Below are 14985 nucleotides of genomic sequence, written 5' to 3'. Positions count from 1 at the left end.
TTTCTAAGTTAAATACCTTGTGAATAAGAAGCACACAGAAGTTTTAAAGAAAAAATCGAAGATTTTTATTCAGACAATATCCATAAACATCCGTGAAAATCTGTGTAATCCGTGGTTAAAAAAAAGATTATTAACTCTAAAAAAATTATGATTGATTCGCTAAAGTAACAAAGATGAGCCTCCCACCTTCTTCGGCAGACAAAAGTATTTTCTTTCCATCAGTAAGCTCTACCATAGATCCCGGTGGAATCTCTTTCTGTTCCGTAACATCCTTCATCGAAGTCAGACTCTGATTCACCAGCACCCATCTTCCTTCATGAAAAGTGAAATATCCGACCGGCATTTTATCCTGCATCGTAAGATTTTCATTTCTGATGACCTTTCTTGACACATGCCATTTGAATAAATACTGGTTGTTATAAACCATCAATCGGTGGTTTTCAGGTTTCCAGACCTCATCATCAAATTTAAAATACAGATCCAGTACAGGAAGCGTTCCCCGGTGTGGTGTTCTGCAGAAAGGGCATTTCGGGTTACTGGTATTATCGAAGACGTACCATTTTTCGGTACATTCCGGATTGTGGCAGGGCTGAATCAGATCGGCGGTTTTTAACAGGGCAGTTTCCCATTCATTGGCGGTGGGACGTCTGATTGGATCGTGAAGCCCGTCTATAAATGCTTTTTTAAACAGTTCGGAAAGATAAGGACCCGCAGCCGTAAAAGGAATTTTCTGAGGATCGCCCCAAAATGTGTCCCATTTTCTGAGGTGGTCAGCTTTTACCTGATTGGACGGATCCTGGAAATGTTCTATGAATAAAGCTTTTTCACCCATAGAAATGATCTCATCTTTTTCGGAATCCAGATCCCAGATTTTCCCTCCTCTCAAAGGATGTCTTCTGAACAGGTACATATAAATCAGCACTGCCAAAGCATGAAGATCCGTTTTCTGATTAGGCAGATGCCTTCCGGGATCCTGCATGCTCAGATGTTTGGTCTTTAAAACTTCAGGAGCAATAAAATCAGCCGTTCCGATGACTTCCGGCGGGAAGAGCTTTGGAACAACCAATCCGTCTATATCAATAATACAGGCAGATTTCGTCACTGGATCTATCAGAATATTGTTGTAGGAAAGATCGGAATGCGCCAGTCCCATCTGATGAAGCTTTTTCACGCCTCTGCTGATATTGATGGTGATCTGAAAATAGCTCAGCCAATCTCCGAGTTCCGAATGATCGAGCCGCAGCGGATATTGCTGGTTTCTGAACATGGGAGCAGTGAACCATTTCCCAACCTTATCCTGACCCTTGATATTATCTGATCCGATGTATCCCTTCGCAAAGAAGAATTTTTTATGGTAAACAGGAACCACAATTCCTGTCAGCTTATTTTTTTCTACAATATCATACGGCCATCTGAATATTTCGTTCAGAAAATAATCCGATGAATTTCCGTTCTGTATATTTCCGAGATAAGTGGAAACAATCCTCATGATACGCTCTTTCTGTCCGGCATCCAGAGGAGTGCGGTAAAATGCCACCACATATTCTCTGTCCGGCGAAAAATAGACATCTTTCACTCCGCCCCGAATCGGACTTTCATCTACGTATTCATAAGATTTTGCTGTATCCAGGATAGAAGCAACTTTAACGGTTTTTTTCATGTTTAATAGATTATGGCCAGTGTTCTGTCATCATGATTTCCCCGGCTCCAGAAATCGGTCCATGTCAGAAGCTGTTGATCAATATGAGTATCGTTAATAAAATCTACTTTCGCCCGGTCATCGTTGTTCCCGGCCAGATCATTAAAGAATACTTTCCAGCTGTCAATATCTTCAAGCTTGTTTTCTGTCATGAATTTCGGGTCGTAAATACCATCCGTCATCAGTACGAGATAGGAAAAATCATTCACACAGGTTATTCCAAATCTTGAAACCATATCATCACTGAAGATCTCTTTCATCGTGATAAAACGGGTTCCGCCGCCAAATTCTCCAACATCCATTTGATTCAGAAGCTTTACTTCAGAAAAATCAGGACTGATCAGGTTGATCGGGCAGTCTCCCACTCCAAAAGTGAGAATGACATAACCGAAATCAAACTTTTTTGTCAGCGCAAAAATCAGTGTTGTGTGGAAATCTTTTATAGAAAATGAATGCTCTGCTGCCGTTTGATCCAAAATATTATAAACATGAAGAACACCTTTATACAAGAGCTTTAAAACATTTTCTCCGGCTTCGGACTGTATTTCTTTTGATGAATCAGAACTATTATAAACGATTTCAATATTTTGTTCGATTCTGTTTAAAATTTCTTCTGAATTGAAAAAACTGTTTACAGAAACGACTGCCAATCTTGAACCTTCTCTTGCCATAATTGCGGAGCCGGCACCATCAGCAACTGAAACAATGCTCCAACCTCCGGGAAGCTCGTTCACCGCAAAATCATCATCTCTGAATTTTCCTTCATGGGCATGTGAACGTCCCCTTTTTGAAACAACGGTGATTTTTTTATCCAGAAATTTCCCTTCGTAGGAGGTTTCATCAGGTTTATGGTAAACATCATTGGTGTCGGATGGAATATTCTTCCAAAGGTCTTTCGGATCTGCATTCACGAACAGATGTACTTTTTTGATCTCCGTACTGTCTTCATCATGGGTATGATAGAATTCAATATCCAGATCATGGACACTGTTTACATACGGAATTCCGGATATTTTGTTGTTCTCGAAGGTAAGTCCTGTCTCCCGGAGATTGGTGATATTTTTAATCTTTATATTCGGAAAGTCATCCATCTCAAAACGGTATTCATAAAACTGCTTTGAACTGGCATTTTTAAGCACCAGATGAACTTCTTTAAATTCTTCTATTTCTCTGTAAATAAGAGCTTTTTCCATGGTTTTATGTTGGGTTTTGGCAATAGGATTTCCTTTCGTTATCCCAGCGTTCGGTTAATATCAAATCCTTCGCTGGAAAATCCGTAATAATCCGAAGTTCCGCACCATGGGCATTTGTTATAGCCTTCTCCTTTCAGGCAATGAATTCCGCCACACGAACAGGTTGCCAATGCGATGGGATTGGCACAATGAGGACATGATGTTCCTCCCTGAAGTTCTTCTATGGAAATTTTAAGATTATTTTTCTGGGAAGAGGAAAGCCTGTAATAGGATTTTTCGTCAATTTTATAGGCTCCATCCAATCTGTAATATCTGGTAGACATTCCCGGTATGCTTGATTCGGCGAATGTCTTTTTAAACTTCATTAAATACAGTTTCTCCGTTTCTGAGCATTTTCCGTTTAAAACAACAAAATTATTGTCCGGAAACTTCTGCTCGAGTTCAGGGTCTACTTTTTCGAGAATAATAGAATCGATCTTGGAAAGATTAATTCCTTCTTTATTGGCTTCGGTAACACTCTGGCTGGTTGTTTTAATGGAATCAGTCACCCATTTGAAAAATTCTTTATAGGAATTTTCATCAGAATTATTGAACAGTAAAACATTGTCCGACAAAGTCCCAAGCAGCTTATAATTGGTATTTTCGCCTATCGAAACCGCAATCGTATTGGGTTTTCCATGGTATTTATTGTTCCATCTTTCGATAGCTTTTGTAGCATCATCGGTAGGAACGCCGTCTGTAAAAAGAAAAACAATCGGTTTCCAGTCGCCTTTTCTTTCGTAAGTTGTCTTCACAATATCCCTGTCTATGCAGTCCATCACTTTAATAAGCCCCTGAGACAGCGATGTACCGCTTCCAATCGGGATTTTTGGAGGATAAAAGCTGATGATATCCTGAAGCGGCGTAATGACCTCAGCCTCTCCCGCGAAACCTATAATGGAAATATAGACCGTTTCCAACGAATACGGGTCTTTCTTTAATTCTCTGATGATATTGGCAATACCTTCCTGTACCTGCTCAATAGGTTCTCCAACCATAGATTCGGAGACATCGACTAAAAAATAAATGGGCAGTCTTCTCATGATTATAAAGACAAGTGATTTAGATAATAATATTAAGCTCGGATGGCGGCGGAGGCAACGGTGCGCTTTCTCCCGTTCCCTGCGATTTCCCTCCCATGGTGATGGATGAACTTACCCATTTGAAAAATGAGGAAAGCGTAATCGCATCGGTAGTATCCAGTTTTACCACGTGATCTGTAAGCTCCTTCAGGAACTGTTCATCTGCTTTTGGACCTGCAGCACAACCTACGATAGCCCCAAATTCAAGATCTCTGATTACAGGGATCATTTGTCTGTATTTCTGGATATCGGAAGGCTTTCCGTCAGTAAATATGAACAGCAGCGGCCGCCAGTCTTCTTTTTCATCCGAAGATCCTTTGATCAGTTCTTTTTTCACCAATTCCGCAACCATCTCCAATGCCGCACCAGTATGGGTGGGTCCACTGTCCGGACAGGTAATTTCCATAGGATAAAAACTGGCCAGATCGGTCAACGGAATGATATTTTTAACCTCACGGTCGAAAGTAATCACACTCAGATGAAGGCTGTCCATCGCCTGGGGATCTGCCCGAAGCATGCTTATCAGCCCGTTAAATCCGTTATTCAGTGCCTGGATGGGTTCTCCGTTCATAGAACCTGAAGTATCCAGTAAAAAGTATGCTAATAATCTCCTGCTCATGGTATGGTGTTAATTCTGAAGCCGGCAGCGGAAGTTGAAAACTTCCCTGCCGGCTTTATGTTTGATAAAAACCTGGGACTAATTGGAATATGCGTATTGTTTAAGGATCTCAATAAAATTATCGGTCTGATGTGGCTCTCCGATAGCACGGAACTTCCAGTCACCATTGTGACGGTAGGCTTCAGCAAAAACCATCGCACATTTACCATTCATACTGGCATCCCCTGAAAGGCTGTATTTTGTAATCTCTTTACCTTTGGCATCTACGGCTCTGATAAAGGCATTCTCGATCATTCCGAAATGCTGGTTATTCTGCTTTCCCTGGTAAATGGTCACCAGGAATAATATTTTCTGATAACTCTGGTCCAATTGGTCGAGTTTGACGATGATCTGCTCATCATCACCATCTCCGGCACCAGTTCTGTTGTCTCCTGTAAGCCATATATTACCGCTTGGATGCTGCATGGAATTAAAGAAGACCACATCACCCTGATACAATGCGATCTGCCTGCCCTCGTTAGTCTGTACCGTTTTTCCAAGATTGGCTACTTTACCGTTGCCGTCTAAAAGAAAAGCAACGGCATCCAGATCATACTCCGCCTCTTTGCTGAACAGTTTTCCAAAGAAACCGCCCTGTTTCCTTACATCCCATCCTAAACCGATCGTTACTTTTGAAAGGTCGTAAACACTTTCGCCACGGTCATTTTTTCTTAAATCAATCGTCTGACCTTTCTGTAAATTAATTGCCATAGTTATCGTTTTTGTATATTTGAAAATATAGTTATTTTATGATCTGTCCTTTGTAGTATTTCTCAAGGAAGAAAGCAAGGTCTGCCCTGTAGCCTATTCCTGAGGCTTCAAATTTCCAGCTTCCGTTTCTTTTGTATAAACGTCCGAATTCTACTCCGGTTTCGATAGAGAAATCTTCATCCAGCTCATATTTTGCGATCTCCTGATTGGTACTGTTATCCACAATTCTGATGTATGAATTTCTTACCTGTCCGAAGTTCTGCTTTCTCCTTTCAAAGTCTTCAATAGTGACCACGAAAAGAATTTCTTCAGCTTTCGAATCTACTTTTTCAAGATCTACAATAATCGCCTCATCATCGTCACCGTCACTGTTTTTACCGCTCGGATCATCTCCTGTATGCGTCAGTGCACCATCGGGAGACTGAAGGTTATTATAAAAAACAAAACATTCCTCATTGATTAATTTTCTATCGGAGTCAATCATGATGGCAGAAGCATCCAGATCGAAGTCGAAACCGGTCCCTTCATTCGGATCCCAGCCCAGTCCTATCGTCATTTTTGTCAGTCCTATCTCGATCTTCTGTCCTTTCTGTAAATTAATTGCCATAGTGTTTTAGATTATTAATTATTTTTTGTTTAAGATAAATGTGATTTGTGGAATGACCAAATTTATTGATAAAAAAATGAATGACATGCGGTAATGCTTTATTTTAATAGGGTTTTAACATAAAAAAAGCCCAATTATAAAATTGGACTGTATCATTAAAAGTTATTGTTGAACTTAATTTTCAAATTCTTTTTCAGAAACTGCTTTTTCTCTTGCTTTAGCTAACATCGGAATAGAAATAAGTCCCATCACCAACATAATAGTGATCTGCAACGGAAGCGAAATAAATGAATAGGTCAGTCCCATTTCACCTCCTAATTCCGCACTTTTCCCCATTGAGATAAATAAAGCCATAAATCCATACTTCATAGCCAGATTAAATGCACCAATCCCTCCGCTTGCAGGAACGATCATTCCTAAAGTACCAACAACGATAATAAAAAAGCCATCGGCAATAGTAAAATTAGAGGTTTCAGGAAGTGCAAAACACACAAGATAAGCTGCAAAATAGTAGCAAACCCATATTCCTATAGTATAAAGGATGAATTTCCCTTTTTCTTTTAATTTAAATACAGAAGTTAAGCCTTGAAGAATTCCTTTTCCAAAATTGATTACTTTTTCTTTCTTGTATTTATAAAAAACTATTAAGCTTAATATTAGTAATACACCTATTGAAATTTTTAAATAAAAATAAAATGAATCAAAATCATTAACTCCAATTTTCATTAATAATCTTTCAACAAAATTAGGTTCAAATTTAGTTTTTTTAGCTTTTTGCTCTGTAACAAATTTATAAAATGAAATTATTGCATCAAACTTAAATATTACCGTCAATCCCAGAAATCCCAGCATACAGATAAGATCCACTACTCTTTCCAGGATAATTGTTCCGAAAGATTTGTCAACAGGAACTTTTTCCACACCATACAAAGCTGTAGCCCTTGCTACTTCACCACTTCTCGGGATGGTAAGATTCATCAGGTATCCGAAAGATATGGACCAAAGTGAATTTGAGTTAGATATTTTATGTCCCATCGGTTCCAGCATCAGATTCCAACGCACAGCCCTGAACCAGTAAGCCAGTATACCGAAAACAGAAGCAAACAGTACCCACAGGTAGTTAGCTTTCGCTAAAGATGCCTTAATAACCTTAAAATCAAGACCTTTTAAAGCAAGCCATAAAAAAAAGCCTGCAAAAGCAAGCGATATTACTATTGTTAGTATTGATTTTAAAGGATTCTTTGATTTTTTCTCCATAGACTAGGTTAGAAGATTTGTTTTTTCATCCGGGAAAACAATTTTTGGCTGAAATACTTTCGCTTCCTCGGGTGTCATCTGTGCATAAGCAATAATGATAATAATATCATCTCTCTGTACTTTTCTTGCAGCAGGCCCATTTAAGCATACTTCTCCGGATTTCCTTTTCCCTTTGATAACGTAGGTATCAAAACGTTCTCCATTATTCACATTGACGATATAGACTCTTTCTCCTACTACCAGACCGGCAGCTTCTATAAGATCTTCGTCGATCGTTATACTCCCAATATAATTAAGGTCTGAGGCCGTAACCCGTACCCTATGGATCTTAGACTTGAAAACTTCTATTAACATTCTGCAAATTTATTAATAAAAATTAATAAATCGGTCTTTTGAAATCATTTTAAAACTCCCATAAACCCAGTCATTTAATTTTGTACTACACAAGCTTTCAGGCTATTATTTATAAAATCAACAAACATATCGGTAAAAATATTAATTCTTTACACATAATTTAGGATTTAATAAATACAGGAAATAATATTAATTTTTTGCTAAAGTCAATACTCATAAGCATTTGGCATGATTTTAGTGAGCGGTAACGTAGATTTTACGTGGAAAGTGAAATTATCATATTTTAACTGTTTTCATCAAAAAGCAAAAAAATTTTATAACTTTTAATAAAATAATTGCACAATTAGAAAATAGTATTATATTTGCTATAATTACGAACTAACTTAATATTAAAAATTATGAACAAGTCTGAATTAATCGACGCAATCGCAAAAGATGCAGGAATCACTAAAGTTGCAGCTAAAGCTGCTTTAGAATCATTCATTGGTAACGTAACTACTACTCTAAAGAAAAAAGACGGAAAAGTTTCTTTAGTAGGATTCGGTACTTTCTCAGTAGCTGAGAGAGCTGCTAGACAAGGGATCAACCCTGCAACTAAAAAACCAATCAAAATTGCTGCTAAAAAAGTTGCTAAATTCAAAGCAGGAGCTGATTTATCTAATGCAGTTTCTGGTGCTAAGAAAAAATAATCATTCAGATTAAAAATTCAAAGGCCGTTTCTAAGGAAATGGTCTTTTTTTATGGATATAAATGACTTCGGGACCTCCGTCATCCAGAAATATTGAAGCAAAAAAGAAGTGATTCTGGATTCTTTAAGTTTTGGCTAAAGCCGTTTCAATGTTTATAAATTGAAAGCGGGCTAAAGCCCGCTCCTATTGAATTTTAAATGATATTTTTCAAGATTAAAGAGATCAGGAATGTTCTTTGAATAAAGACTACCAAATTCTGATAAATCTATCAAAACTCCATCCTCCGGGACCCACCCTCTAACTTCTAATCTCTAATTTCTAGCTTCTAATTCCTATGGTGCTAATCTAGAAATCTTCCAGTCCAGGTTTTCGAGCTGATAAACAATCCTGTCATGAAGGCGGTTGGGTCTTCCTTGCCAGAATTCAATCTCATAGGGTTTTGCAATATATCCGCCCCAGTTAGCAGGTCTTGGGATCTCACTGGTTTCATATTCTTTTTCCAGTTCTTTTAACTTTTCTTCCAGAAACTCCCTGTTCGGAATTGCCTGACTTTGGGGGGAAACGACCGCTCCAAGCTGACTTCCTTTAGGCCTTGAATGGAAATATCCGTCACTCAGATTTTCTGCAATTCTTTCAAGATCTGCTTTAATAATGATCTGCCTTTCAAGATTTGGCCAGAAAAAACTAAGACAGGCCTTATGGTTGTTTTCTATTGCTTTTCCTTTTCTGCTGGTATAGTTGGTATAGAAAATAAATCCTTCATAAGTATATTCCTTAAGCAGCACCATTCTGGTCCTCGGACATCCATCTTCCTCTAAAGTAGAAACAGCCATGGCATTGGCTTCTGAGACCGCCGGACTATTGCTGGCCTCGAGAAACCAGTCTCTAAACTGTTCAATGGGATTTTGTTTTATCTCACTTTCAATAAGTTGGGATTTCTCATACACTTTTCTCTTGTCGTGCAGGTTTTCCATAAATATTTTTTATTAAATTTGAGTATGAATTACTCATACAAAGGTAAAATATTAATTTCCACACCTGACATTTCCGGCGATATTTTTTCGAGATCGGTGGTGTTGATCGTTGAGCATAACGAAAGCGGGGCATTTGGTTTGATATTGAACAAAAAAAATAGCCAGATGAGTAGTAAGTTCAAAAACTTTTTTGATTTCAAAATAGAGGTTTATGATGGTGGTCCTGTGGAAAACGACAAGGTCTTTTTTATCGTTAAAGAAAAAAAGGTTACCGAGGTCTATTCTGAGATCAGTAAGGGATTTTATATTACGGAAGACATTGAAAGCATTATCAGTGCTGTTCTTAATAAAGAACTCAGCATCAATGATGTGAAAATTTTCTCAGGATACTCAGGATGGTCTGCCGGGCAACTGGATGATGAGATACAGAGGAAGATGTGGACTGTAGTAGATATTTACAATTTAGACTATACACTTCCTAATGATCAGACCCTCTGGAAGTCGATTATGCAGAACCTCGGCGGGGAATATCTGCTATGGGCCAATTCGCCTGAAGACATTTCTCTTAACTAGCTGAATTCCTATCTGATACACTTTAAAAACATTAACAAATTTTAAGATTATGTTAACCAATTTTAAAGAAAGAATTCACGTTATTTGAAAAACCAAAACCACTGACATGAAAGGAATCAAATTACTTGCTTTATCAGTCTTTTCTGCTTCATTTTTATCATTTACTCCTATCAATAAAAAGTATATCGTTATAGATGCCGGACATGGCGGAAATGATATGGGGTCAGTATTCGATAAATTCTCCGAAAAAGAGATTACAATAAATATTGCCAGAGAGATCCAGAAACTGAATGAAAATCATGATCAGTATGAAGTGGTATTGACGCGGGATTCTGACACATCTCCAACCCTTCAGGATAGAACAGCCATAATCAACAAGCTGAACCCTGAAATTGTTATTTCTCTTCATATGAATAGCAGTCCTCACAAGGAAACTCCAAAACAGGGAACTGAAGTGTATATTCAGAATACTGACGGCTCAAAAAAACTTGCAGAAAAAATTTCAAAGAAATTTAATGTCGCTAAAATCGAGGAACGTAATCTCCACATGCTGAGAGAAACAAAAGCTCCTGCAGTATTGGTAGAACTTGGCTTTATTAATAATACTAAAGACAGGGAATATGTTACCAGCGAAAACGGACAGAAAGAAATCGCTCAAAAATTCACAGAGATCATCCGTGAATACTAAATAAGAAACAATTTCTGATTATTCAGAATAAAACCCGGTAAAGGACTTGGGTACTTTGTTGTTTACCGGGTTTGTCAATTTTAAAAACTATTCTTCCAGCTTTCCACCATTTCTATAAAACGGGAGCTTTCAAAAGTCTTATTTCTTATTTTACCTACACAAAATATGCCTTTCTCATCAGAGATCATTAAAATCTCTTCTGCCTTTTGTGATTCAAAAGCTATTATCTCATGTTCCTGAACATCGGCAAGGTTATTTTTATGTAAGAAAGTCACGAAATTCTCCATCAAAGGAGAGATGTATGCCCCTTCGGACTGCTTGGGAACTTTTATGACATTTCCTTCTAAAAATAATAAATTTCCGGAAGTTGTACGCGCAATCCTTTTGTTCGGATTAAGCAGAATGACATCATCCAAATCATTTTCTTCCGCATAAATGCCTCCGTAAATATTTTCCGGACAATGAACCCTGATATTGCTTAACAAATTATTGTTTACATTGATTTCCTTGATAAGATCCATTTCCAGTGCTCTCTGGTGAACCGCAAGTACATCGTCCGATTCCGTTACTTCATAAAAATATGATACGGAAGATTTTGAAACGGTCACCGCATCATTATTTCTGAAAACCTGAAAATTGATTATTCCATTTTTTATTCCTCTGCCATCAATAACATCTTTATGAAAAAGGGTCTGAAAAAATTCCAGGGTATAGGTAAGCGGAATATTCATTCTCATTTTTCTCATGGAGGCCATTAAGAAGAAATAACATTCCTCATCCATAATCAATTCTCTGTTTCTCACGAAGAAAGAAACCTTTACTGCGTCGCCCAAAAGGAACGCTCTGTTCTTTACATTTAATCCGTCTGATGTAAAATATTGATTTTCCAATTTTTGAAGTGATTTATTTATAAAAAAATAATGAACGATAAATCGTTCATCAGTTTTACCATTCAATAGTGTACGGCTTATGCCGCACCTAATTTTATTCTAAGGTTTTCTATAAGGTTTTCCCAATACAGTGCATTTTCTTCTTCACCACCTTCTTCACAGAAATCTGTAATATTTAAAGCCAAATCTTCTGTAATATCATCTATTGTGATCGTCATTTCAAAGAAATTTTTAGTTCCCTCATCTTCTTCCCATCTGAAACGAACGAAACCTTCAGGCTTATATCTAATCAAAGTGGCCTTTTCAGCAGGTCCTCCTCCCCAGCTAAAAAAGAAATCATCGCCTTTCTCTGTTACCTCATCCGCAAACCATTCAGATAATCCCTCTGCCGTCGCCAGATATTCGTATAAAATCTCTGATAAACAATGCATTGGAAATTCGTAATGGACTTTATGTTTAGCCATATAATCTTTGTTTTTATCGTCCCGCAATATATAAATTAATTTTTTTATTACACTAAAAAGCGGTTATTTTTTTAAAGAATCTTCATGATATTTATCACAGCTTTTAAATATTTTATGAATATAATTTTCAGTCCGAAAACTGCCATGTAATACATAAAAAAACTCTCCATTTTGGAGAGTTTTATCGTCTATTTTTCATTTAAAACATCCAGAATGATCTGGCATCCCTGTCTGATTTCATCCATCGAAATAGTAAGTGGGGGCGAAATTCTCATGTATTCATTTCTGTAGAGCTGCCAAAATACAATAAGCCCCTTTTCCATACACTTTTTAGCCACTTCAAGGGTATATTCTGGTGTTCTGAGATTTACGGCCAGCATTAAGCCTTTTCCGTTGATATTTTTAATCTTTGGATGGACAAGCAGTTCTCTGAACAGTTTTTCTTTTTCTACGGTTTCATCCATCAGACCGCTTTCTAAAACTTCTTTCAAGGTAGCATAACTGGCGGCTGCAATCAGAGGATTGCCTCCAAATGTTGTAATATGTCCCAACTTTGGTGAATGTGACAGGGTTTCCATAATTTCCCTGGAGCTCATAAAAGCACCTACCGGCACTCCTCCGCCCATTCCTTTCCCCATAACAAGGATATCGGGAACAATTCCGAAATGTTCGAAAGAGAATAATTTACCGGTTCTGCCAAACCCGGGCTGGATTTCATCGAGGATCAGAAGTGCACCTACTTCTTCACATCTTCTTTTAAGCTTGATTAAATAATCACCTTCCGGAACTAAAAATCCTGCTGCTCCCTGAATGGTTTCAAGAATCACACAGGCAGTTTTATCTGTAATTTTATCCAGATCATTTTCATTGTTGAATTCTATAAAGCTGACCATAGGCAACAGCGGGCGGAATTCTCTTTTATGGGTTTCGTTTCCAGACACACTCAATGCGCCGTGCGTGTTACCGTGATATGAATTTTTAAAGGAAACAATTTCTTCTCTTCCTGTATAACGCTTAGCCAGCTTAAGACTTCCGTCAATAGCTTCTGCCCCACTGTTTACCAGGTAGGTAATTTCCAAGGGATCGGGAGTAGCTTCTGCAAGAAGTTTGCACAATGCTACAGGTTTTTCCTGTGCATATTCTCCATATACCATTACATGCAGGTATTTGTCTGCCTGCTCCTTAATGGCTTCCACCACTTTAGGATGTGAATGCCCTAAAGTATTGGCAGAAACGCCTGCCACGAAATCCAGATATTTTCTTCCATCTGTTCCGTAGATATAACTTCCTTCTGCCTTTTCCACTTCAAAACCTGCGGCAAATTTTGTGGTCTGTGCCTGATATATAAAAAAGTCTTTATGCATTTCCATTTCGCAAAAATTTTCAGCAAAGCTAAAAAAGATTCAGCACATGTAGAAATTATCTGTCGGGAATAAAAAAATCACCCCTGATGATCTCAAGGGTAATTTCATATAAATAATAAAAAGTAGAAGACTAATTTAAAGTACTTTTTCGACTGTTACATAACTGTTGTTAATCACATTATAAGCAGTTGTTCCCCCGACTTCAGAAATAGCCTCTAAAGTAATATACTGTCCCTGAACTGCATACACTGAAAAATCCAGGCTGATTTTTCTGACTGTGCCATCAAAATTCACCGCATTTTCCAAAAGCTGGAATCTCTTGGCATCGTTGACATATAAACTTGCTCCCAGTCTGCTGCTAAATGTACCTGCAGCACCTGTAAAGTTCAGGCTTACATTAATTCTGTACAAACCGCTTTGACGGATATAAAGCCTGTTTAAATCTGCACCTGTTGTCGGAACATTTGTTTTAAGCTTTAACGGATCTGCTAAAAAATTAGGCTTGTCAATTAAGGAATTAATAGGCAACATTACAGAACCTGAAGTCGTATTGACAGGATTTATCGTAAACCTGGAAATATTATCAGATTCAATTTCAAAGGCTTTGCTCCACACAAGCCCGTCGAATACCATTACCTGGCCTGTACTTTTCACAAATATGAGCATGCCTCTTAAAACTTCTATCCTTGTGGCAGGAGCGTTTACTCCGGTATAAGGCAAATCGGTGGCAGTTTCAACCGCAGGTAAACCGAAACCTTTAACTCCGGTTGCTTCACTTGTATTTGTTATGTACATCATTACCTGATCATTACCATTAGCATTGGAATCAGGGTTTGGTATGTTTGTAAAATTAACTTGCGCACTGTAAATGCTTATTGAAAACAAGAACAGGCAGAATATATATTTTTTCATCACTAGTAAGCTTTAATTAAACGGGCTCCAATATATGAGTTGATAGAACTGCTATCCGTTCCGTATGCGGCAAGAGATCCTCCGGACCCCCCAATAGTTGTTATCGTTGGAACAACTCTCAGTTCTGCACCAGCAGGTAAGGATATTGTTTGGGAAAAACTGGATGTTTTACTTCCCTGAGTATCAATGATAAATATAATAGAATAATTACTCTTGGTAACAACAGTTTCCCAAGCCGAAGCCGGAGTATATTTAACCTGCAGTGTCAATTTAAATTCTGTAACACCTATCTGGGCTCCCACACTGCCCCCGGTAAAACCTAGAGCTGCTGCTACGTCATACATTCCATTTTGTTTTATGGTCACCGAACTTGCATTTTTCATAAGAAGGTTATCAACAAGAACCTGGCTTTTATCATCCGGTGCAAGATACTGGGGAGATCCTAAGGAAAGGCATATTCCAAGACCAAAAGCCAGGCAGGGGATTGTAATCCCGGAAGAAATTCCCAATCTTGAACCTTTAGGCTGAAAGATTCCCTGTATCTGTCTTGCAGGGTTCCAGGCATAGCCATCGTATTTATAATATTGATCGTCGGCTTTATCATATATAAGCCCTCCTACAAGGTTAGGATAATCACTAAAGAGATCCGGTGATGCAGCATCATATTTAGGAAAAGTGGTATAGGTATTGGAATAAGGAAGTATTGCTCCTCTGGTTCCGTCTTTTATTTTTAATATATTCTGATTGCTGGGAATGTTGTCACCAATGACTACCTGTGCATTTAAGCCGTATTGAAATAAACACACTAAAATTAATATTATCTTTTTCATT

17 protein-coding genes are annotated in these 14985 nt (G+C 37.9%); 3 read left to right on the top strand and 14 right to left on the bottom strand.

Annotated elements, in window-relative coordinates:
* Positions 1-145: 145 nt before the first annotated feature.
* The 8 genes from ACTJIV_RS16405 to panD all read right to left on the bottom strand — a co-directional run bounded on the left by ACTJIV_RS16405 (position 146) and on the right by panD (position 7600).
* Positions 146-1660 carry a helix-hairpin-helix domain-containing protein gene (locus ACTJIV_RS16405; RefSeq protein WP_440628718.1) on the bottom strand — a complete coding sequence of 505 codons (1515 nt, stop codon included), beginning with the start codon at positions 1658-1660 and terminating at the stop codon, positions 146-148.
* Between the two features lie 2 nt (positions 1661-1662).
* Positions 1663-2892, bottom strand: a complete 1230-nt coding sequence (locus ACTJIV_RS16400; protein ID WP_440628716.1) for a PP2C family serine/threonine-protein phosphatase — start codon at positions 2890-2892, stop codon at positions 1663-1665.
* Positions 2893-2930: 38 nt separating this feature from the next.
* Entirely contained in the window at positions 2931-3974 is a 1044-nt protein-coding gene (locus ACTJIV_RS16395) for a TerY-C metal binding domain-containing protein (RefSeq protein WP_111956398.1), read from the bottom strand.
* Positions 3975-3993: 19 nt separating this feature from the next.
* The gene (locus ACTJIV_RS16390) at positions 3994-4632 is read right to left on the bottom strand and encodes a vWA domain-containing protein (RefSeq protein ID WP_223560085.1); all 639 of its coding nucleotides are present in this window, start codon (positions 4630-4632) and stop codon (positions 3994-3996) included.
* A 78-nt stretch (positions 4633-4710) separates the two neighbouring features.
* Complete coding sequence (locus tag ACTJIV_RS16385; protein ID WP_111956394.1) at positions 4711-5382, bottom strand: TerD family protein; 672 nt, start codon at positions 5380-5382, stop codon at positions 4711-4713.
* A 31-nt stretch (positions 5383-5413) separates the two neighbouring features.
* A complete protein-coding gene (locus ACTJIV_RS16380; protein ID WP_440628713.1) occupies positions 5414-5989 on the bottom strand; it encodes a TerD family protein in 576 nt (191 codons plus the stop codon).
* Positions 5990-6163: 174 nt separating this feature from the next.
* The gene (locus tag ACTJIV_RS16375) at positions 6164-7246 is read right to left on the bottom strand and encodes a lysylphosphatidylglycerol synthase transmembrane domain-containing protein (RefSeq protein WP_440628711.1); all 1083 of its coding nucleotides are present in this window, start codon (positions 7244-7246) and stop codon (positions 6164-6166) included.
* A gap of 3 nt (positions 7247-7249) precedes the next feature.
* Positions 7250-7600: an aspartate 1-decarboxylase gene (gene panD / locus ACTJIV_RS16370; protein ID WP_034706528.1), complete on the bottom strand. Its 351-nt coding sequence runs from the start codon at positions 7598-7600 to the stop codon at positions 7250-7252.
* A gap of 398 nt (positions 7601-7998) precedes the next feature.
* Between panD and ACTJIV_RS16365 the strand changes: the two genes are divergently transcribed.
* The gene (locus ACTJIV_RS16365; RefSeq protein WP_002976900.1) at positions 7999-8289 is read left to right on the top strand and encodes an HU family DNA-binding protein; all 291 of its coding nucleotides are present in this window, start codon (positions 7999-8001) and stop codon (positions 8287-8289) included.
* A gap of 332 nt (positions 8290-8621) precedes the next feature.
* Here ACTJIV_RS16365 and pdxH read toward each other — a convergent pair whose 3' ends face one another.
* Positions 8622-9263 carry a pyridoxamine 5'-phosphate oxidase gene (gene pdxH / locus ACTJIV_RS16360; protein ID WP_440628708.1) on the bottom strand — a complete coding sequence of 214 codons (642 nt, stop codon included), beginning with the start codon at positions 9261-9263 and terminating at the stop codon, positions 8622-8624.
* A 24-nt stretch (positions 9264-9287) separates the two neighbouring features.
* Between pdxH and ACTJIV_RS16355 the strand changes: the two genes are divergently transcribed.
* Together ACTJIV_RS16355 and ACTJIV_RS16350 are read left to right on the top strand one after the other, a co-directional pair.
* Positions 9288-9836: a YqgE/AlgH family protein gene (locus tag ACTJIV_RS16355; RefSeq protein ID WP_111956384.1), complete on the top strand. Its 549-nt coding sequence runs from the start codon at positions 9288-9290 to the stop codon at positions 9834-9836.
* A gap of 106 nt (positions 9837-9942) precedes the next feature.
* Positions 9943-10524, top strand: coding sequence for an N-acetylmuramoyl-L-alanine amidase family protein (locus ACTJIV_RS16350; protein ID WP_336378893.1), 582 nt, complete (start codon positions 9943-9945; stop codon positions 10522-10524).
* A gap of 80 nt (positions 10525-10604) precedes the next feature.
* Here the strand turns inward: ACTJIV_RS16350 and ACTJIV_RS16345 are convergent, their stop codons facing one another.
* The 5 genes from ACTJIV_RS16345 to ACTJIV_RS16325 all read right to left on the bottom strand — a co-directional run bounded on the left by ACTJIV_RS16345 (position 10605) and on the right by ACTJIV_RS16325 (position 14984).
* Positions 10605-11414, bottom strand: coding sequence for an aminotransferase class IV (locus ACTJIV_RS16345; RefSeq protein ID WP_440628705.1), 810 nt, complete (start codon positions 11412-11414; stop codon positions 10605-10607).
* A gap of 77 nt (positions 11415-11491) precedes the next feature.
* The gene (locus ACTJIV_RS16340) at positions 11492-11878 is read right to left on the bottom strand and encodes an START-like domain-containing protein (protein ID WP_111956890.1); all 387 of its coding nucleotides are present in this window, start codon (positions 11876-11878) and stop codon (positions 11492-11494) included.
* A 188-nt stretch (positions 11879-12066) separates the two neighbouring features.
* Entirely contained in the window at positions 12067-13242 is a 1176-nt protein-coding gene (locus tag ACTJIV_RS16335; RefSeq protein WP_440629044.1) for an aspartate aminotransferase family protein, read from the bottom strand.
* Between the two features lie 135 nt (positions 13243-13377).
* Positions 13378-14154 carry a hypothetical protein gene (locus ACTJIV_RS16330; RefSeq protein WP_223560089.1) on the bottom strand — a complete coding sequence of 259 codons (777 nt, stop codon included), beginning with the start codon at positions 14152-14154 and terminating at the stop codon, positions 13378-13380.
* Positions 14155-14156: 2 nt separating this feature from the next.
* Positions 14157-14984: a hypothetical protein gene (locus tag ACTJIV_RS16325; RefSeq protein ID WP_111956376.1), complete on the bottom strand. Its 828-nt coding sequence runs from the start codon at positions 14982-14984 to the stop codon at positions 14157-14159.
* Position 14985: the final 1 nt, after the last annotated feature.

This window comes from Chryseobacterium sp. 22532 (genome assembly GCF_052044665.1).
GTDB classification, from domain to species: domain Bacteria; phylum Bacteroidota; class Bacteroidia; order Flavobacteriales; family Weeksellaceae; genus Chryseobacterium; species Chryseobacterium lathyri.
Note: the sequence above shows the minus strand (reverse complement) of the source record. Positions and strands in the feature narration are given on the sequence as shown.